This window comes from Pseudomonas sp. MWU12-2037 (genome assembly GCF_023242345.1).
Lineage (GTDB): Bacteria > Pseudomonadota > Gammaproteobacteria > Pseudomonadales > Pseudomonadaceae > Aquipseudomonas > Aquipseudomonas gingeri_D.
This window is the reverse complement of the sequence record NZ_JALLIZ010000014.1, coordinates 97425-115122: the sequence shown is the minus strand read 5'-3', so window position 1 is coordinate 115122 and position 17698 is coordinate 97425. Positions and strand designations below refer to the sequence as shown.

Annotated in this window: 18 protein-coding genes, 1 tRNA gene and 1 pseudogene; 9 read left to right on the top strand and 11 right to left on the bottom strand. The window is 61.1% G+C overall.

Translation table 11 applies throughout. The features are described 5' to 3' along the window. Nucleotides 1-180: 180 nt before the first annotated feature. The 4 genes from infA to trxB all read right to left on the bottom strand — a co-directional run bounded on the left by infA (nucleotide 181) and on the right by trxB (nucleotide 2986). A complete protein-coding gene (infA, locus tag M5B42_RS23060; protein ID WP_002553999.1) occupies nucleotides 181-399 on the bottom strand; it encodes a translation initiation factor IF-1 in 219 nt (72 codons plus the stop codon). Nucleotides 400-545: 146 nt separating this feature from the next. After that, nucleotides 546-1253: an arginyltransferase gene (locus M5B42_RS23055; protein WP_103498215.1), complete on the bottom strand. Its 708-nt coding sequence runs from the start codon at nucleotides 1251-1253 to the stop codon at nucleotides 546-548. A 102-nt stretch (nucleotides 1254-1355) separates the two neighbouring features. Beyond that, on the bottom strand, nucleotides 1356-2036 hold the full coding sequence (aat, locus tag M5B42_RS23050) for a leucyl/phenylalanyl-tRNA--protein transferase (protein ID WP_248747131.1): 681 nt from the start codon (nucleotides 2034-2036) through the stop codon (nucleotides 1356-1358). Then, complete coding sequence (gene trxB / locus M5B42_RS23045; RefSeq protein ID WP_103498217.1) at nucleotides 2036-2986, bottom strand: thioredoxin-disulfide reductase; 951 nt, start codon at nucleotides 2984-2986, stop codon at nucleotides 2036-2038. Before trxB ends, aat begins: the two co-directional genes overlap by 1 nt. A gap of 157 nt (nucleotides 2987-3143) precedes the next feature. On the opposite strand from trxB, the gene M5B42_RS23040 reads away from it, so the two are divergent. From M5B42_RS23040 to cysG, 6 genes are read left to right on the top strand one after another with little or no spacing between them, the layout of a single operon-like run. Continuing rightward, nucleotides 3144-5555: a DNA translocase FtsK gene (locus M5B42_RS23040; RefSeq protein ID WP_248747130.1), complete on the top strand. Its 2412-nt coding sequence runs from the start codon at nucleotides 3144-3146 to the stop codon at nucleotides 5553-5555. Nucleotides 5556-5612: 57 nt separating this feature from the next. Beyond that, entirely contained in the window at nucleotides 5613-6236 is a 624-nt protein-coding gene (gene lolA / locus M5B42_RS23035; protein WP_103498219.1) for an outer membrane lipoprotein chaperone LolA, read from the top strand. A 19-nt stretch (nucleotides 6237-6255) separates the two neighbouring features. Further along, nucleotides 6256-7581, top strand: a complete 1326-nt coding sequence (locus M5B42_RS23030) for a replication-associated recombination protein A (protein ID WP_248747129.1) — start codon at nucleotides 6256-6258, stop codon at nucleotides 7579-7581. Continuing rightward, complete coding sequence (gene crcB / locus M5B42_RS23025) at nucleotides 7578-7952, top strand: fluoride efflux transporter CrcB (protein ID WP_100940095.1); 375 nt, start codon at nucleotides 7578-7580, stop codon at nucleotides 7950-7952. The genes M5B42_RS23030 and crcB overlap by 4 nt, the downstream gene beginning before the upstream one ends. 15 nt (nucleotides 7953-7967) lie before the next feature. Beyond that, nucleotides 7968-9248 (top strand): serine--tRNA ligase, encoded by a 1281-nt coding sequence (gene serS / locus M5B42_RS23020; RefSeq protein ID WP_103498220.1) that lies wholly within the window; start codon nucleotides 7968-7970, stop codon nucleotides 9246-9248. Beyond that, nucleotides 9249-10643 carry a siroheme synthase CysG gene (cysG, locus tag M5B42_RS23015; RefSeq protein ID WP_177104216.1) on the top strand — a complete coding sequence of 465 codons (1395 nt, stop codon included), beginning with the start codon at nucleotides 9249-9251 and terminating at the stop codon, nucleotides 10641-10643. A gap of 182 nt (nucleotides 10644-10825) precedes the next feature. On the opposite strand, the gene M5B42_RS23010 is transcribed toward cysG, so the two are convergent. The 7 genes from M5B42_RS23010 to M5B42_RS22980 all read right to left on the bottom strand — a co-directional run bounded on the left by M5B42_RS23010 (nucleotide 10826) and on the right by M5B42_RS22980 (nucleotide 15081). Then, entirely contained in the window at nucleotides 10826-11827 is a 1002-nt protein-coding gene (locus tag M5B42_RS23010) for a glutathione S-transferase family protein (protein ID WP_248747128.1), read from the bottom strand. Nucleotides 11828-11915: 88 nt separating this feature from the next. After that, nucleotides 11916-12917: a glycosyl transferase family protein gene (locus M5B42_RS23005; protein WP_248747127.1), complete on the bottom strand. Its 1002-nt coding sequence runs from the start codon at nucleotides 12915-12917 to the stop codon at nucleotides 11916-11918. Next, nucleotides 12914-13249, bottom strand: a complete 336-nt coding sequence (locus tag M5B42_RS23000; RefSeq protein ID WP_248747126.1) for a TusE/DsrC/DsvC family sulfur relay protein — start codon at nucleotides 13247-13249, stop codon at nucleotides 12914-12916. Before M5B42_RS23000 ends, M5B42_RS23005 begins: the two co-directional genes overlap by 4 nt. Next, the gene (gene tusB / locus M5B42_RS22995; protein ID WP_103498225.1) at nucleotides 13246-13545 is read right to left on the bottom strand and encodes a sulfurtransferase complex subunit TusB; all 300 of its coding nucleotides are present in this window, start codon (nucleotides 13543-13545) and stop codon (nucleotides 13246-13248) included. Before tusB ends, M5B42_RS23000 begins: the two co-directional genes overlap by 4 nt. Continuing rightward, entirely contained in the window at nucleotides 13545-13907 is a 363-nt protein-coding gene (gene tusC, locus M5B42_RS22990; protein ID WP_248747125.1) for a sulfurtransferase complex subunit TusC, read from the bottom strand. The genes tusB and tusC overlap by 1 nt, the downstream gene beginning before the upstream one ends. Before the next feature lies 1 nt (nucleotide 13908). After that, nucleotides 13909-14301, bottom strand: coding sequence for a sulfurtransferase complex subunit TusD (gene tusD / locus M5B42_RS22985; protein WP_248747124.1), 393 nt, complete (start codon nucleotides 14299-14301; stop codon nucleotides 13909-13911). A gap of 111 nt (nucleotides 14302-14412) precedes the next feature. After that, complete coding sequence (locus tag M5B42_RS22980) at nucleotides 14413-15081, bottom strand: Bax inhibitor-1/YccA family protein (RefSeq protein WP_248747123.1); 669 nt, start codon at nucleotides 15079-15081, stop codon at nucleotides 14413-14415. 122 nt (nucleotides 15082-15203) lie between these two features. Here M5B42_RS22980 and M5B42_RS22975 point away from each other — a divergent pair. From M5B42_RS22975 to M5B42_RS22965, 3 genes and pseudogenes are all read left to right on the top strand, one after another. After that, a tRNA-Ser gene (locus M5B42_RS22975) sits at nucleotides 15204-15291 on the top strand. A gap of 484 nt (nucleotides 15292-15775) precedes the next feature. Further along, nucleotides 15776-16255, top strand: a complete 480-nt coding sequence (locus M5B42_RS22970) for a Bro-N domain-containing protein (protein ID WP_218226907.1) — start codon at nucleotides 15776-15778, stop codon at nucleotides 16253-16255. Nucleotides 16256-16498: 243 nt separating this feature from the next. After that, nucleotides 16499-17578, top strand: a pseudogene (locus M5B42_RS22965) (Fic family protein). Nucleotides 17579-17698: the final 120 nt, after the last annotated feature.

Genomic DNA, 17698 nt, shown 5'->3' with positions numbered 1-17698 from the left:
GTAGGTCCTGTAAACACAACAAAGGCGCCTTCTGGCGCCTTTGTTGTATCTGTGATTTTGAAAACACTGCGTCTCCTGTGGGGGCGGCAAGCCGGCTCCCACAAAAGAGGGGCGTCACTCCCTGAAATGCACACAAACAAAAACGCCCGGCAAGTGCCGGGCGTTTTTGTATCGACTTGCTTAGCGGGCGCGGTAGGTGATGCGCCCTTTGCTCAAGTCGTAGGGCGTCAGCTCGACGCGCACTTTGTCACCGGTGAGAATACGAATGTAGTTCTTGCGCATCTTTCCGGAGATATGCGCGGTTACGACGTGCCCATTTTCCAATTCCACGCGAAACATGGTATTCGGCAGGGTGTCGACGACAGTGCCTTCCATTTCGAAGCTGTCTTCTTTCGACATGCAGTAAAGCCCTCGGTGTCCAGTGAATGGCCCGGTGCAACTGCGCCAGGCAAAAGCGGCGTGCATTGTGCCCGAAAAAGGGGGTTCACGCCAAGGGGTTAGTACCGGCCTGGAAAATACAGTTCGATTCCGGTGGGGGCGACGAGCTAACTGAGCGTCACCCAGCGCTGGTTGATCAGCAGTTCGATCGGTCGATATTGGGTCTTGTAGTTCATCTTCTTGCAGTTCTTGATCCAATAGCCGAGGTAGACCGCCTCCAGCCCCAGCCGCCGGGCTTCGCCGATCTGCCAGAGGATAGCGTAGCGCCCCAGGCTGCGACGCTCCTCAGCGGGCTCATAGAAGGTGTAGACCGCTGATAGTCCGTTAGGCAGCAGGTCGGTGACGGCCACGGCCAGCAGGCGCCCCTCCAGGCGGAATTCATAGAAACGTGAGAACGGCAGGTCGCGCACCAGAAAAGTGGAAAACTGGTCACGACTGGGTGGGAACATGTCGCCATCGGCGTGCCGTTGTTCGATGTAGCGTTGGTACAGGTCGAAGTATTCCTCGCTGAACCCCGGCTTGACGGCCCTGACCTTGAGCTCGGCGTTGCGTTTGAAGATACGTTTCTGCTGGCGATCGGGCAGGAACTGCGCCACGGGAATCCGCGCCGGCACGCAGGCGTTGCAGTTCTGGCAATGGGGCCGGTACAGGTGGTCGCCGCTACGACGGAAACCCATTTCCGACAGGTCTGCGTAGACATGCACGTCCATGGGCTGGCTAGGGTCGAGGAACAGCGTGGTCGCCTGCTCTTCGGGCAGATAGCTGCAAGAGTGGGGTTGAGTGGCATAGAACTTCAAGCGCGCCAGCTCGGTCATGATCGACCCTCGGAATAAGCTTTCAATTGCGTTGAATCAAGTGTAAGCCAGCCTGGGAAAAGACGCCTAGGTGCTGTGTGAAGGTTACCTGATCGTAGTGGGTCAGGGCAGCCAGGTCGCGCTGTTGGGCTGGTCCAGATGTTCGCCCAGGTAGCGGGCGAAGTCCTCCCGGGGAATGGCCCGGGCGCCAAGGCTGTGCAGGTGATCGGTGGGCATCTGGCAGTCGATCAGGACGAACCCCGAGGCCTTGAGGTGCCGGACCAGGGTGGCGAAACCGAATTTCGAGGCGTTGTCGGCACGACTGAACATGGACTCGCCGAAAAACAGCTGGCCCATTGCCAGGCCGTAGAGGCCGCCCACCAACTCATCGTTATCCCAGACCTCCACCGAGTGGGCAAAACCGCGCTCATGCAATTGCAGATAGGCGGTTTGCATGGCCTCAGTGATCCAGGTGCCGTCGGCATAGGTCCGTGGGGCGGCGCAGGCGCGGATCACGGCGGCGAAATCCCGGTCGAAGGTGACCTGGTAGCGTTGCTGGCGCAACAGCTTGTTCAGGCTGCGGGAGACATGCAATTCATCGGGAAACAGCACGGTGCGCGGGTCCGGCGACCACCAGAGGATCGGCTGGCCTTCGGAAAACCAGGGAAAACAGCCATGGCGATAGGCCTGGATCAGTCGATCGGCGGACAGGTCGCCGCCGGCGGCCAGCAGGCCATTGGGTTCGCGCATGGCCTTGGCCAGGGGCGGGAAGGTCAGGGAGTTGCGTTGTAACCAGGTCAGCATCAGTTATCGTCCAGGAATTTCTCGGCATCCAGCGCCGCCATGCAGCCGGCGCCGGCCGAGGTGACGGCCTGGCGATAGACATGGTCGGCGACATCGCCGGCGGCGAATACCCCGGGGATTTCCGTTGCCGTGGCATTGCCCTCGCTGCCGCCCTGTACCCGCAAATAGCCGTTGTGCATGCTCAACTGGCCCTCGAACAGATCGGTATTGGGCTTATGGCCGATGGCGATAAACACCCCGGTCAGCGCCAGTTCGCGGGTTTCGTCGGTGTCGCTGTGGCGCAGGCGGGCGCCGGTGACGCCGCTGGCATCGCCGAGCACTTCATCGAGGTTCTCGTTCCAGTGCAGGCGGATATTGCCGTTGGCGGCTTTCTCGAACAGCTTGTCCTGGAGGATCTTCTCCGCACGCAGCTTGTCCCGACGGTGCACCAGGTGCACTTCCTTGGCGATATTGGCCAGGTACAGGGCTTCCTCCACCGCGGTATTGCCGCCGCCGACCACCGCCACCACCTGGTTGCGGTAGAAGAACCCGTCGCAGGTCGCGCAGGCCGAGACGCCCTTGCCGGCAAAGGCCTCCTCGGATGGCAGGCCAAGGTACTGCGCCGAGGCGCCGGTGGCGATAATCAAGGCGTCGCAGGTATAGATACCGCTGTCGCCCTCGAGGATAAACGGGCGCTGCTGCAACTTGGCGGTGTGAATGTGGTCATAGACGATCTCGGTGTCGAAACGCTCGGCGTGTTTCTGCATGCGCTCCATCAGCACCGGGCCGGTCAGGCCTTCGACGTCGCCGGGCCAGTTGTCGACTTCGGTGGTGGTGGTCAATTGACCACCGGCTTGCAGGCCGGTAATGACCAAAGGCTTGAGGTTGGCGCGGGCGGCATAAACCGCCGCACTGTAACCGGCAGGGCCGGAACCCAGGATGATCAGGCGTGAATGCTTGGTTGCGCTCATAAAACACCTCATAAGCCTTTGTCACAAAAGAGAATGCGTGCTCAAATTGAACCGCGTGAAAAGTGCTGTCGGTTATGCTACACCCATGCGGTGACAGCGTGGCATCGGGCGGACAAATCCGTACAATGCCGGTTATGTAATGAAGCAGTGAATCATTTTGAAGAAATCCACCGCCACACCCTCTAAAGCAGTCGTTCCGCTCTGGCGGCAGCAGCTGCATTATCGCCTCAAGGAAGGTGCGCTGATTGCTATCGGCGCGTTGTGCCTGTTCCTGATGATGGCCTTGCTGACCTATGGCAAGGACGATCCCGGCTGGAGCCACAACAGCAAGATCGATAACGTGCAGAACTTCGGCGGTCCCGCCGGTTCCTACAGCGCCGACATCCTGTTCATGGTGCTGGGTTATTTCGCCTATGTATTCCCCTTGTTGCTGGCGATCAAGACCTACCAGATCTTCCGCCAGCGCCACGAACCCTGGCAATGGAGCGGCTGGCTGTTTTCCTGGCGGCTGATCGGCCTGGTGTTCCTGGTGCTGTCCGGTGCCGCGCTGGCCCATATCCATTTCCACCAGCCCTTCGGCCTGCCGGCAGGGGCGGGCGGTGCCCTGGGCGAAAGCCTCGGCAACCTGGCGAAAAACGCCCTGAATATCCAGGGCAGCACGCTGCTGTTCATCGCCTTGTTCCTGTTCGGCCTGACGGTGTTCACCGACCTGTCCTGGTTCAAGGTCATGGACGTCACCGGCAAGATCACCCTGGACCTGTTCGAACTGTTCCAGGGCGCGATGAATCGCTGGTGGTCGTCCCGGGTCGAACGCAAGCAGCTGGTGGCGCAACTGCGTGAGGTCGATGACCGCGTTCACGAAGTGGTGGCACCGAGCGTTCCCGACAAACGCGAGCAGGCCAAGGTCAAGGAGCGCCTGATCGAACGCGAGCAGGCCCTCAGTAAGCACATGTCCGAGCGCGAGAAGCAGATCCCGCCGGTGATTGCCCCGGCGCCGGTCAAACCGGTGCAGCAGAGCAAGCGCGTGGAGAAAGAGAAGCAGGCGCCGTTGTTTGTCGACAGCGCGGTGGAAGGCACCTTGCCGCCGATCTCGATCCTCGACCCGGCGGAAAAGAAGCAGCTCAACTACTCGCCGGAATCCCTGGCGGCCGTCGGCCATCTGCTGGAAATCAAGCTCAAGGAATTCGGCGTCGAAGTCTCGGTGGATTCCATCCATCCGGGGCCGGTGATTACCCGTTACGAAATCCAGCCGGCGGCGGGGGTCAAGGTCAGCCGGATCTCCAACCTGGCCAAGGACCTGGCGCGTTCGCTCGCGGTTACCAGCGTGCGGGTGGTGGAAGTCATCCCGGGCAAGACCACCGTGGGTATCGAGATCCCCAACGAGGACCGCCAGATCGTGCGTTTCTCCGAAGTGCTCTCGACCCCGGAATACGACGACGCGAAATCCCCGGTCACCCTGGCCCTGGGCCACGATATCGGCGGCAAGCCGGTCATCACCGACCTGGCGAAGATGCCGCATCTGCTGGTGGCCGGTACCACCGGTTCCGGTAAGTCGGTGGGTGTGAACGCGATGATTCTGTCGATCCTGTTCAAGTCCGGCCCGGAAGACGCCAAGCTGATCATGATCGACCCGAAAATGCTCGAGTTGTCGATCTACGAAGGCATTCCACACCTGCTTTGCCCAGTGGTCACCGACATGAAGGACGCCGCCAACGCCTTGCGCTGGAGCGTCGCCGAGATGGAGCGGCGCTACAAGCTGATGGCCAAGATGGGCGTGCGTAACCTGTCGGGCTTCAACCACAAGGTCAAGGAAGCCCAGGACGCCGGCACGCCGCTGAGCGACCCGCTGTACAACCGCGAAAGCATCCACGACGAAGCGCCGCTGCTGACCAAGCTGCCGACCATTGTCGTGGTGGTCGACGAATTCGCCGACATGATGATGATCGTCGGCAAGAAGGTCGAAGAACTGATCGCCCGTATCGCCCAGAAAGCCCGGGCCGCCGGTATCCACCTGATCCTCGCGACCCAGCGGCCGTCGGTGGACGTGATCACCGGCCTGATCAAGGCCAACATCCCGACGCGCATGGCGTTCCAGGTGTCGAGCAAGATCGACTCGCGGACCATCATCGACCAGGGTGGCGCCGAGCAATTGCTCGGTCACGGTGACATGCTCTACATGCCGCCGGGCACCAGCCTGCCGATCCGTGTGCATGGCGCCTTCGTGTCCGACGATGAGGTCCACCGGGTGGTGGAAGCCTGGAAACTGCGCGGCGCACCGGAATACAACGACGACATCCTCAATGGCGTCGAAGAGGCCGGCAGCGGCTTCGACGGCGGCAGCGGTGGTGGTGACGGCGACGACGCGGAAACCGACGCGCTCTACGACGAAGCCGTACAGTTCGTGCTGGAAAGCCGCCGGGCCTCGATTTCCGCGGTCCAGCGCAAGCTGAAGATCGGCTACAACCGCGCCGCCCGCATGATCGAGTCCATGGAAATGGCCGGGGTCGTGACCGCCATGAACACCAACGGCTCGCGTGAAGTACTCGCCCCCGGGCCGTCGCGCGACTGATCCGTGCCGCGTGGAGTCACGCGGCACGCCCTTTCAACGAGTTCAATGAGGATTCCCATGCGTTTTATCCGCATGCTGTTGCTGCCGGTTCTGGCCTTGACCACGCTGTCGGCCCACGCCGATCCGAAGGACGTGGCGCGTTTGACCCAATTGCTCGAAAAGTCCCAGACCCTGACCGCGCGTTTCTCGCAGTTGACCCTGGACGGCGGCGGTACCCAGTTGCAGGAAACCGCCGGCGAGATGACCCTCCAGCGCCCGGGCCTGTTCTACTGGCACACCGATGCGCCGCAGGAGCAGACCATGATCTCCGACGGCCAGAAGGTCACCCTCTGGGACCCGGACCTGGAACAGGTCACCATCAAGAAGCTCGACCTGCGCCTGACCCAGACCCCGGCCCTGCTGCTCTCCGGTGATGTCTCCAAGATCAGCGAAAGCTTCGATATCAGTGCCAAGGAAGCCGGCGGCGTGATCGACTTCGTCCTCAAGCCGAAAACCAAGGACACCCTGTTCGACAGCCTGCGCCTGTCGTTCCGCAACGGCCTGATCAATGACATGCAACTGGTCGACAGCGTCGGCCAGCGCACCAACCTGCTGTTCACCGGGGTCAAGGCCAATGAACCCATCGACGCCGCCAAGTTCAAGTTCGTCATCCCCAAGGGTGCGGACGTGATCCAGGAATAAGAGGTTTCAGACGCCCGCCATGGACCTGTTCAGCCGTGCCCCGATTGCCCAGCCCCTGGCCGCCCGTTTACGCGCGACCAACCTGGATGAGTACGTCGGCCAGGAGCACCTGCTGGCTCGTGGCAAGCCGTTGCGCGAAGCCCTGGAGCAGGGCGCGCTGCATTCGATGATCTTCTGGGGCCCGCCGGGGGTGGGCAAGACCACCCTGGCGCGGCTGCTGGCGGAAGTCTCGGACGCCCACTTCGAAACCGTTTCGGCGGTGCTGGCCGGGGTCAAGGAGATCCGCCAGGCGGTGGAAATCGCCAAGCAGCAGGCCGGGCAGTACGGCAAGCGCACCATCCTGTTCGTCGACGAAGTGCACCGCTTCAACAAGTCCCAGCAGGACGCTTTCCTGCCCTATGTGGAAGACGGCACCCTGATCTTTATCGGCGCCACCACCGAAAACCCCTCGTTTGAACTGAACAACGCCTTGCTCTCCCGGGCGCGGGTCTATGTGCTGAAAAGCCTCGACGAAGCGGCCCTGAACAAGCTGGTGCAGCGCGCCTTGAGCGAAGAGCGCGGCCTCGGCAAGCGCCAGCTGAGCCTGGGCGAGGAAGGCTTCAAGATGCTGCTGTCGGCGGCCGACGGCGATGGTCGGCGGTTGCTCAACCTGCTGGAAAACGCCTCGGACCTGGCTGAAGACGGCGAGGAAATCGGCGTCGAGCTGCTGCAAAGCCTGCTGGGGGATACCCGCCGGCGTTTCGACAAGGGCGGCGAGGCCTTCTACGACCAGATTTCCGCCTTGCACAAGTCGGTGCGCGGCTCCAATCCCGATGGCGCCCTGTACTGGTTCGCGCGCATGCTCGACGGCGGCTGCGACCCGCTGTACCTGGCCCGCCGGGTGGTGCGCATGGCCAGCGAGGATATCGGCAACGCCGATCCACGGGCCCTGAGCCTGTGCCTGGCGGCCTGGGATGTGCAGGAGCGACTAGGCAGCCCCGAAGGCGAATTGGCGGTGGCCCAGGCCATTACCTACCTGGCTTGCGCGCCGAAAAGCAACGCCGTCTATATGGGTTTCAAGGCCGCCATGCGCAGCGCCGCCGAGCATGGCTCGCTGGAAGTGCCGCTGCACCTGCGCAATGCGCCGACCAAGCTGATGAAACAGCTGGGCTACGGTGATGAATACCGCTACGCCCATGACGAACCCGATGCCTATGCGGCGGGCGAGGACTATTTCCCCGAGGAACTGGAGCCCCAGCCCTTCTACCGGCCGGTGCCACGGGGGCTGGAATTGAAGATCGGCGAAAAGCTCAACCACCTCGCGGCCCTTGACCGCAACAGCCCGAAACAACGGAGAAAGCCTTGATCCGCACCGTCCTTGCCGTCTCCTTCGCCGGGATTATCGGCACCCTGGTGCGCTTCGCCACCGGCAACCTGATCAACGCCAATTGGCCGCGGCACTTCTATACCGCGACATTGGCCGTTAATATCGTGGGCTGCCTGGTGATTGGCGTGCTCTACGGTCTGTTTTTGCTGCGTCCCGAGGTGCCGATTGAGATCCGCGCCGGCTTGATCGTGGGATTTGTCGGCGGCCTGACCACATTTTCATCCTTTTCACTGGATACGGTGCGCCTGCTGGAAAGCGGGCAGGTACTGATTGCCCTGGGCTATGCGGCCCTCAGCGTATTCGGCGGGCTGCTTGCGACCTGGGCCGGCCTGTCCTTGACCAAACTCTGATAACGAGAAACCGACATGCTCGATTCCAAACTGTTACGTAGCAACCTTCAGGACGTAGCGGATCGCCTGGCCTCCCGTGGCTTCAGCCTCGATGTCGCCCGCATCGAAGCGCTGGAAAACCAGCGCAAGGTGGTGCAGACCCGCACCGAACAATTGCAGGCCGAGCGCAATGCGGTTTCCAAGAGTATCGGTCAGGCCAAGCAGCGCGGCGAAGACATCGCGCCGTTGATGGCCAGTGTTGAAACCATGGGCTCCGAGCTGAGTGAAGGCAAGGTTGCGCTGGATGCGATCCAGGCGGATCTGGATGCGATCCTGCTGAGCCTGCCGAACCTGCCTCACGAGTCCGTGCCGGTCGGTGCGGACGAAGAAGGCAACGTCGAAGTGCGCCGTTGGGGCACGCCGACCGCTTTCGACTTCCCGATCCAGGACCACGTTGCCCTGGGCGAGAAGTTCGGCTGGCTGGATTTCGAAACCGCCGCCAAGCTGTCCGGTGCCCGTTTCGCCTTGCTGCGGGGCCCGATTGCCCGCCTGCACCGCGCCCTGGCGCAATTCATGATCAACCTGCACATCACCGAACACGGCTACGAAGAGGCCTACACGCCTTATCTGGTCCAGGCGCCGGCCTTGCAGGGTACCGGCCAGCTGCCGAAGTTCGAGGAAGACCTGTTCAAGATCAGCCGCGAAGGCGAAGCCGACCTGTACCTGATCCCGACCGCCGAAGTGTCGTTGACCAATATCGTTTCCGGCGAAATCGTCGATCCGAAACTGCTGCCGCTGAAGTTCGTCGCCCACACCCCGTGCTTCCGCAGTGAAGCCGGTGCGTCGGGTCGTGACACCCGCGGCATGATCCGCCAGCACCAGTTCGACAAGGTCGAGATGGTCCAGATCGTCGAGCCGTCGACCTCCATGCAAGCCCTGGAAGGCCTGACCGCCAACGCCGAGAAGGTCCTGCAATTGCTGGAGCTGCCGTACCGCGTTCTGGCGCTGTGCACCGGCGACATGGGGTTCAGCGCCGTGAAGACCTACGACCTGGAAGTCTGGGTGCCGAGCCAGGACAAATACCGTGAAATCTCGTCGTGCTCCAACTGCGGCGACTTCCAGGCCCGTCGCATGCAGGCGCGTTTCCGTAACCCGGAAACCGGCAAGCCCGAGCTGGTCCACACCCTGAACGGTTCCGGCCTGGCCGTGGGCCGTACGCTGGTGGCGGTGCTGGAAAACTACCAGCAGGCCGACGGTTCGATCCGTGTGCCGGAAGTGCTCAAGCCCTACATGGGCGGCATCGAGGTCATCGGCTAAATGGAATTTCTGCCGCTGTTCCACAACCTGCGTGGCCGCCTTGTGCTGGTGGTCGGCGGGGGGGAGATTGCCTTGCGCAAATCCCGCCTGCTGGCCGATGCCGGTGCGGTGCTGCGGGTTGTCGCGCCCGAGGTCGAGGGTCAGCTGGGCGAGCTGGTCAGTGGCAGCGGCGGCGAGTTGCTGTTGCGCGGTTACCTTGAGTCCGACCTCGACGGTTGCGGGCTGATCATAGCCGCCACCGACGACGAGCCGCTCAATGCCCAGGTCTCGGCGGATGCCCATCGGCGCTGCGTGCCGGTCAATGTGGTGGATGCGCCGGCCTTGTGCAGCGTGATCTTCCCGGCGATTGTCGACCGTTCGCCGTTGATTATCGCGGTGTCCAGCGGTGGCGATGCGCCGGTGCTGGCGCGTTTGATCCGGGCCAAGCTGGAAACCTGGATTCCTTCGACCTACGGCCAGTTGGCCGGTTTGGCGGCGCGTTTCCGCAGCCAGGTCAAAGGCCTGTTTCCGGCTGTGCAGCAGCGCCGGGCGTTCTGGGAAGAAGTGTTCCAGGGCCCGATTGCCGACCGGCAACTGGCCGGGCAAGGCGCTGAAGCCGAGCGCTTGCTGCTGGAGAAGATCAGCGGTGCGCCGCCGAATGCGCCGGGTGAGGTGTATCTGGTGGGCGCGGGGCCGGGTGATCCGGACCTGCTGACCTTCCGTGCCCTGCGTCTGATGCAACAGGCGGATGTGGTGCTGTATGACCGCCTGGTGGCGCCGGCGATTCTGGAACTGTGCCGCCGCGATGCGGATCGGATCTATGTCGGCAAGCGTCGCGCCGATCATGCCGTGCCCCAGGATCAGATCAACCAGCAGTTGGTGGATCTGGCGAAGCAGGGCAAGCGTGTGCTGCGATTGAAGGGCGGTGATCCGTTTATCTTCGGCCGTGGCGGCGAAGAGATCGAAGAGCTGGCGGCCCAGGGTATTCCGTTCCAGGTGGTGCCGGGGATCACGGCGGCCAGCGGCTGTTCGGCTTATGCCGGGATTCCGCTGACCCATCGCGATTACGCGCAGTCGGTGCGGTTTGTCACCGGGCACTTGAAGGATGGCTCCACGGACCTGCCCTGGGCGGATCTGGTGGCACCGGCGCAGACGTTGGTGTTCTACATGGGGTTGGTCGGGTTGCCGGTGATCTGTGAGCAGTTGATTGCCCATGGTCGTTCGGCGCAGACCCCGGCGGCGTTGATCCAGCAGGGCACTACATCGAATCAGCGGGTGTTTACCGGGACCTTGGCGAATCTGCCGCAGTTGGTGGCGGAGCATGAAGTGCATGCGCCGACGCTGGTGATTGTCGGGGAAGTGGTGCAGTTGCGCGAGAAACTGGCCTGGTTCGAAGGCGCGCAATCCCAGGTTTGATGCAAATCCCTACTGTGGGATCTGGGCCTGACGATATCTAAAGTGCGGTGTCGAGCACAATTTTGTGCGCGACATCAACCTGTAGGAGCATGGCTTGCCCGCGAAGAGGTCCTTGAGATCGCTAAAGGCTTCGCGGCGGTGCGGCGTCCCGACAAGCCACGCTCCTACAGTTTTGCGGTGTGTTAGAGGTCGCGCCAGACACCACGTCCAGCCAGTTTTTCCCGATCATGGCTTTCCATGAAATCCTGCTCCGGTCCCTTGGGCACAATCCCGGTCGGATTGATGGTCCGGTGACTGGCGTAGTAATGCCCCTTGATATGGGCAAAATCCACCGTCTCGGCCACGCCCGGCCATTGATACAGCTCCCGCAGCCAGTTCGACAGGCTCGGATAATCGGCAATCCGCCGCAGATTGCACTTGAAGTGTCCGTAGTACACCGCGTCAAAACGAATCAGCGTGGTGAACAGCCGTACATCCGCTTCCGTCAGGTATTCCCCCGCCAGATAACGGCTTTCCGCCAGATGCCGTTCCAACTGCTCCAACTCACCGAACACATCATCAAAGGCTGCTTCATAAGCTCCCTGTGACGTGGCAAACCCGGCGCGATAGACACCGTTGTTCACCGCCGGATAGATGCGTTCGTTCCAGCTGTCGATCTGCGGGTGCAAGGCTTGGGGATAGAAATCCAGCTGATTGCCGGTCAGTCCATTGAACGCGCTGTTGAACATCCGGATGATTTCCGACGATTCATTGCTGACAATGCGCTGCAATTGCTTGTCCCACAGCACCGGCACGGTCACGCGGCCGGTGTAGTCGGCGGTATCGGCGGTGTAGCGCTGGTGCATGAAGGTGTGGTTATCCAGCGCATCGCCGCTGGAGCCGTAGGCCTTGTCGAAGGTCCAGCCGTTTTCCAGCATCAACCAGCTGACCACGGACACATCGATCAGGCTTTCCAGGCCCTTGAGCTTGCGCAGGATCAGGGTGCGGTGGGCCCAGGGACAGGCCAGGGACACATAAAGGTGATAACGCCCGGCTTCGGCCTTGAACCCGCCTTCGCCGCTGGGACCGGGCCTGCCGTCGGCGGTCAGCCAGTTGCGGCGTTGCGCCTGTTCGCGCTGGAAGGCGCCGTCTTTGCTGCTTTCGTACCACTGGTCATGCCAGCGGCCGTCGATCAAAAGGCCCATCGGAAACTCCTCGGCAAGTGTGCAATGGAGTCCAGTCTAAAGGCCTTTGTTCGAAAAAATAGCGCAAACCCTGGGGGTTAATCATCGATCAGATCGATCTATCCCGTGCATCCCAGTAGCGCCGGGCCTGTTCGAAGGCCTCTTCGCGGGGCGTGCCGAGGCCGCGCAGGGCCAGGGCCATGGTCGAGATCAGGGCCAGTTGCGGGTAGCTGTCCTCGACGTCGCCGCGCCAGAGCGCCTTGAGGTGTTCGGGTTCCAGGGTCGCCGGTTTCACATGGCGTTGCTCGGACAGCGCCGGCCATTCCTCGTCCCAGCTTTCTCCGCCGGTGGTGCCGTAGAGATGGCTGCTGCTGTCCGGGTTGACCTCGATTTCGCCGCCGTCGCCCTTGATCACGATCACCGTGTCGCCCAGCAAGCCGCTGGCGTCGCGGTGCACTGCCTGGTAGCCGGGATGGAAGATGCTTTGCAGGCCACAGCGCGCGCCCAGCGGGTTGAGCAATCGCGCCAGGGAATGGATCGGCGAACGCAGGCCGAGGATGTTGCGCAGGTCGATCATCCGCTGCAAAGGCGCGGCCCAGTCGCCCAGGGGCATAAAGGCGATATTGCCCTGGCCGATCGCCTGCTCGACGGCCGGCCAGTCGCGGCACAATGGAATCTGCAGCGTCTCGAGCAATTGTTCGGTGTAGAGACGGCCCGCAGTATGGGCCCCGCCGCCGTGCATGAATATCTTGATGCCGTTCTGTGCCAGGCACTTGGCGGCCAGCAGGTACCAGGGCAGGTGACGCTTCTTGCCGGCGTAGCTTGGCCAGTCCAGGTCGATCGCCAGCTTGGGCGTTTGCAAACGCTCGCGCAGGGCTTCAGTGAAACCGGCCAGTTCCTCCGGGCTTTCTTCCTTGTGGCGTAACAGCATCAGGAAGGCACCGAGCTGGGTGTCCTCGACCTTGCCGTCCAGCAGCATGCCCATGGCCTCGCGGGCTTCTTCGCGGGTCAGGTTGCGGGCGCCACGCTTGCCCTTGCCGAGGATGCGGACAAACTGGGCAAACGGGTGCTCGGCGGGCGTTTCGATAATCAACGGCGTGTACTCGGTCATAAGCAGTTCGTCGGTTTGGGCAGGCCCGCCAGCTTGGCGGCGAGTTTGGCGGGGGTGCCTTTGAACAAACGGTTGAGGTGCAGGCTGTTGCCTTTCTCGGCGCCCAGCTTCAAGGCGGTGTACTTGATCAGCGGACGGGTCGCGGGGGAGAGCTCGAACTCGCGGTAGAAGCCGCGCAGCAATTCAAGGATTTCCCAGTGCTCGGGGCTCAGTTCGATTTCTTCGCGGGTGGCCAGGGCGGCCGCGACTTCCGGCGACCAGTCGCCCAGTTCGACCAGGTAGCCGTCCTTGTCCAGGGCGATGGCCTGTCCGTTTACCGTCAACGTGTTCATAGCCAGGTATTGACCTTGTCGTAACGGATCGACAGTTCGACAAATGCCGGGTAGTCGACGCTGGTGGCCCAGGTCGGGCACTCCAGGCCGCGGGCTTGCAAGTCTTCGTCAAGGAGGAACAGGCGCAGGTCATCAGCGCGTTCTTCCAGCGCTTCAAGCGGCAGGCTGCGCGGTTGCACGGCATGCACCGCGTCGCCACAGAGCAGCAGCGCATCCTCGCTGCCCAGCAGGCGCAGGCAACTGCCCAGGCGACTGTCGGTAAAAGGGGAGTGGGACAACACATGCAAGGTCGACATCAGAGGGTGATCACCTGGTCATAACGGTTAACAAGTGCACTGAGCTGTTCAGCGGTGAGCACCTCAAGGTCTTCGCCGGCGACCTGGGTCGGAAAAATCCCGCGGTCGGCCAGGCTGTCGGCGCAGGCGTACAGCTCGTCGATGCCGAACAGCGACAGGGCCTGGAGGTTGGCGGTCAGGTCTTTCTGTTGCAGGGCCTTGGCGTTCTGCCCGGGCATCAACTGGAAGACACCGTCGTCCATGAACAGCAGGCCGATGGGCAGATCGAACGCACCGCCGGCCAGCACGATATCCAGTGCTTCACGGGCGGCCGGGCCGGACCAGGGCGCCTGGCGGCTGATAATCAACAGGGACTTGGGCATTTCAAGGCCCTCCAAAGCAGATCAAGCGGTCGGCGGTTTGCACCGCATCGTGCAACTGGCCCAGGCCGGACAAGGCCCAGGGCGCGCTCAGATTGACCGCCGAGCGTTGATAGCGCTGGGCTTCTTCGTCGTTCAGCACGCCACGGCGCAAGGCCGCGGCGATGCAGACCACGCCGTCAAGTTGGTGTTCGTTGACGAAATCCGCCCATTGCCGGGGCAGGTCCTGCTCGTCCTGGGGCGTGACCACACTGCTCGACGCGCTGTGCACGCCGTCCTGATAAAAGAACAGCCGCACAATCTCATGCCCACCGGCGAGTACGGCCTGGGCGAACAGCAGGGCGCGGCGGGAGGAGGGCGCGTGGGGCGCGGAAAACAGCGCAATGGCAAACTTCATGGGGGACTCTGTCAGCAAACCTGCCGTCATGATAAAGCCAGAACCCCCAAGAAGCTAAATCGCGGGCAAGAAAAAGCCCGCCGAAGCGGGCTTTTTGCTTAACAGCTGCGATCAATCATCGCGGCCCATGATGCCGAAGATCTGCAACAGGCTGATAAACAGGTTGTAGATCGACACATACAGGTTGATGGTCGCCATGATGTAGTTACGTTCCCCGCCCTGGATGATGGCGCTGGTCTGGAACAGGATTATGGCCGAGGAGATCAGCACGAAACCGGCGCTGATCGCCAACTGCAGGCCACTGATGTGGAAGAAGATGCTGGCCAGCATCGCACCCAGCAGGACGAAAACGCCGACGGTGATGAAACCGCTGAGGAAGCTCATGTCCTTGCGGGTGATCAGCACGTAGGCCGACAGGCCGCCGAAGACCAGCGCGGTCATGGCGAAGGCCGAACTGACCACTTCGGAGCCGCCCTGCATACCCAGGTAGCGGTTGAGGATCGGGCCGAGCAGGTAGCCCATGAAGCCGGTCAGGGCGAAGGTGGAGACCAGGCCCCAGGCCGAGTCACGGAGTTTGTTGGTGAGGAAGAACAGCCCGTAGAAACCGATCAGCACCACGAATACGTTCGGGTAGCCGACGTGCATCTGCTGGGAGATATAGGCCGTCAGGCCACTGAAGGCGAGGGTGAGGGCCAGAAGGCTGTAGGTGTTGCGCAGGACGCGGCTAACTTCTAGCTGCTCAGCCTGCACGCTGTTAACGGCGTAATCCTGTTCGCGCATGGCGACACTCCTTCGGGTTTGAAATGTTCAGTCTCAAAGATCATACCAGAGGCTCTGTAACAAGCTATCACGAGAGTTTGACAGTGTGTTTCATTCCGGTATTATGGCGCCCGCAGTACATAGGAGGTGTGGCCGAGTGGTTTAAGGCAGCAGTCTTGAAAACTGCCGACTGTAACAGGTCCCAGAGTTCGAATCTCTGCGCCTCCGCCATATAGCGATACCTCAGAGCCCTGGATTCCGGGGCTTTGTCGTTTCTGGAGGGTGTCGATCGATACCCCGATCCAGGCCTTGGCCCGAGGCCGGATAATTCATTATCGGCCATCCCTGCGTCTCCGCCCGCTCGATAGGCACTCACTTCAGAGGGGGGCTGTTGGCGCGCAATCAGAGCGCAATCCAGGACTTTTCGTACGATATGTGCTCCCATATCCTATATATCCAACCGTCCACCAGGCATTAAGGTCCAAGTGTCGCTGAATCTCAGCGATACAGGATTGGCGTCCTGGCTGGTTCGGAAGACACAAAAGCCGCCATAGCGGCTTTTCGTGTCCTGCGTGTGGCTGTCTGTTATGGGCGGGCCGTATGTGGGCATCTTCGGATGCGCCGGGGTCCAACTAGCCGGTACGCCAACCCATACGGTTCCGCCCACCCTGATTGGCGTCAGACGGCGGTTTTAACGCTAGTTGGAGAACTCATCATGATCGAACATTTCGAACCTATCCGGTTTCCCCGTCACAACCGTTTTATCCATGGCCTGATGCTGGAGTCACAAGCCTGGTTCAGCGTAACCGACCTCGGCCGCATGATGGGCCGTGCGCTGGATGAACGTCTGACCCGTAAGCTTGATGCTGATCAGCAGCGGTATCTCTGGATGAACTACCACGGCAAAATCCAGAACACCCTGATGGTCAGCGAGTCCGGTATGTATGCGCTGCTGATTCATCACCATATCCCGGAAAACCAGCACCTGCGGCAGTGGCTTAGCCTCGAAGTCATACCCGCATTGCGCAATATGTCGTCCACCGTGGCAAACCACGGCCCCAGCCTCAGTTCCCTGCAGTGGGCTGGACATTCGGTGAGCCTGTTGCACTGGCAGAGCGAGCCTTGGATCAGATGGCGGGATATGCCGGTGCTGATGCCGTCGGTTGAGTGTGCTCCAACTCAGTGGCCGAACTGATCGTTGTGATTATCCGCTTGCTCTGAGCCTTACCATTGCCAAAGGAGGCAGTGGTACGGCCTTGATCTTTGGTAAGCCTGTTTTGTTGTCCCTTGTGTCCCATTCCCTTTGTCATTTGCCTTTTCAAGCTCTCAGACCAGTCGTAAATGGGGTAATGGAGCATTTAAATGGGGTATTTTATAAGGGTATTACCCTGTTTTGATTTGTGATTGCCTCATTTCGGAAAGGAGGGTTTACATTTTTATGCACTCAATTACTCCCGAGTACCTCGCCGCGCTTCGTTTCGATGGCAGGCAGGTCGCCACACTACGCTTGTTGGGTGAGTATCAGGGCAAGCAAAAGCTCTACGTGGCGTAGTCTCCTGAAGTTCTCAAGGGGCTGCGTCAGATTGCGGTGGTCGAGTCCACAGAGTCTTCGAACCGTTTGGAAGGCGTCGTCGTAGCTCCCTCACGGTTGAATTCCTTGGTCATTCGCAATGCCGCGCCAGAGAATCACTCTGAACAGGAGATTGCCGGCTACCGCGATGGCTTGTCGTTGATTCACGAGTCTGCTCCAGACATGCCCTTTATTGAAGGTCTGGTACTGCAATTGCACACCATCCTTTACCGTTACCTGCCGCAGGAGGGGGGGCGCTGGAAGGCGACCAACAACGACATTATCGAGCGCCACCCAGACGGCTCATCGCGTCTGCGTTTTCGACCGGTCGCTGCGCATCTGACGCCGATGGCGATAGCTGACTTGACCCAGAACTACGCCACCGCAGTGGACCAACACCTGGCTGATCCTTTGGTATTGGTGCCGCTGGTGATGCTCGACTTCCTGTGCATCCACCCATTCCCGGACGGCAACGGTCGTATGTCCCGGTTATTGACGCTGTTACTGCTTTACCACTTCGATTATGCCGTGGGTCGTTACATCAGCCTGGAGCGCATTTTTGAGGAAACCAAGGAGGGTTATTACGAAACACTGGAAGCCAGCTCGCAGGGTTGGCATCAAGGGCAGCACGACGTCAAACTCTGGCTTGACTACTTCTTGGGCGCTTTGTTGCGGGCGTTCCGGGAGTTCGAGGAGCGTGTCGGGACCATCGAGAGAGGTCGCACCAAGGGGGATCAGGTGCGTGCGGAGGTGCTGGCGCGTAGTCTGCCGTTTTCGATTTCAGAGATTGAGGAAGGATGCCCTGGCGTTAGTCGTGACATGGTGCGGCTGGTGTTGTGGGCAATGAAGTCGGAGGGACTGATCGAATCAACGGGCAAGGGGCGTAGTGCGAAGTGGAAGCGCATCTTGTTAGGCGACTTTGATCATGCAAATAGCGAATATCAGTAGCCTGTGCCACGAGGCGATGAGCGCTTTCGGTTGGATATCCCAGGACTGGAAGTCCCTGATGTGAAAATAGATCTGCCCCCCAAAGCCCACAAAATCGGGTGGAGATGCAAACAAAGGCTC

Excerpts from the sequence above, each read along its gene's own strand:
- infA (WP_002553999.1), bottom strand. The coding sequence starts at position 399 with ATGTCGAAAGAAGACAGCTTCGAAATGGAAGGCACTGTCGTCGACACC.
- M5B42_RS23055 (WP_103498215.1), bottom strand. The coding sequence starts at position 1,253 with ATGACCGAGCTGGCGCGCTTGAAGTTCTATGCCACTCAACCCCACTCT.
- aat (WP_248747131.1), bottom strand. The coding sequence starts at position 2,036 with ATGCTGACCTGGTTACAACGCAACTCCCTGACCTTCCCGCCCCTGGCC.
- trxB (WP_103498217.1), bottom strand. The coding sequence starts at position 2,986 with ATGAGCGCAACCAAGCATTCACGCCTGATCATCCTGGGTTCCGGCCCT.
- lolA (WP_103498219.1), top strand. The coding sequence starts at position 5,613 with ATGCGTTTTATCCGCATGCTGTTGCTGCCGGTTCTGGCCTTGACCACG.
- M5B42_RS23030 (WP_248747129.1), top strand. The coding sequence starts at position 6,256 with ATGGACCTGTTCAGCCGTGCCCCGATTGCCCAGCCCCTGGCCGCCCGT.
- serS (WP_103498220.1), top strand. The coding sequence starts at position 7,968 with ATGCTCGATTCCAAACTGTTACGTAGCAACCTTCAGGACGTAGCGGAT.
- cysG (WP_177104216.1), top strand. The coding sequence starts at position 9,249 with ATGGAATTTCTGCCGCTGTTCCACAACCTGCGTGGCCGCCTTGTGCTG.
- M5B42_RS23010 (WP_248747128.1), bottom strand. The coding sequence starts at position 11,827 with ATGGGCCTTTTGATCGACGGCCGCTGGCATGACCAGTGGTACGAAAGC.
- M5B42_RS23005 (WP_248747127.1), bottom strand. The coding sequence starts at position 12,917 with ATGACCGAGTACACGCCGTTGATTATCGAAACGCCCGCCGAGCACCCG.
- M5B42_RS23000 (WP_248747126.1), bottom strand. The coding sequence starts at position 13,249 with ATGAACACGTTGACGGTAAACGGACAGGCCATCGCCCTGGACAAGGAC.
- tusB (WP_103498225.1), bottom strand. The coding sequence starts at position 13,545 with ATGTCGACCTTGCATGTGTTGTCCCACTCCCCTTTTACCGACAGTCGC.
- tusC (WP_248747125.1), bottom strand. The coding sequence starts at position 13,907 with ATGCCCAAGTCCCTGTTGATTATCAGCCGCCAGGCGCCCTGGTCCGGC.
- tusD (WP_248747124.1), bottom strand. The coding sequence starts at position 14,301 with ATGAAGTTTGCCATTGCGCTGTTTTCCGCGCCCCACGCGCCCTCCTCC.
- M5B42_RS22980 (WP_248747123.1), bottom strand. The coding sequence starts at position 15,081 with ATGCGCGAACAGGATTACGCCGTTAACAGCGTGCAGGCTGAGCAGCTA.
- M5B42_RS22970 (WP_218226907.1), top strand. The coding sequence starts at position 15,776 with ATGATCGAACATTTCGAACCTATCCGGTTTCCCCGTCACAACCGTTTT.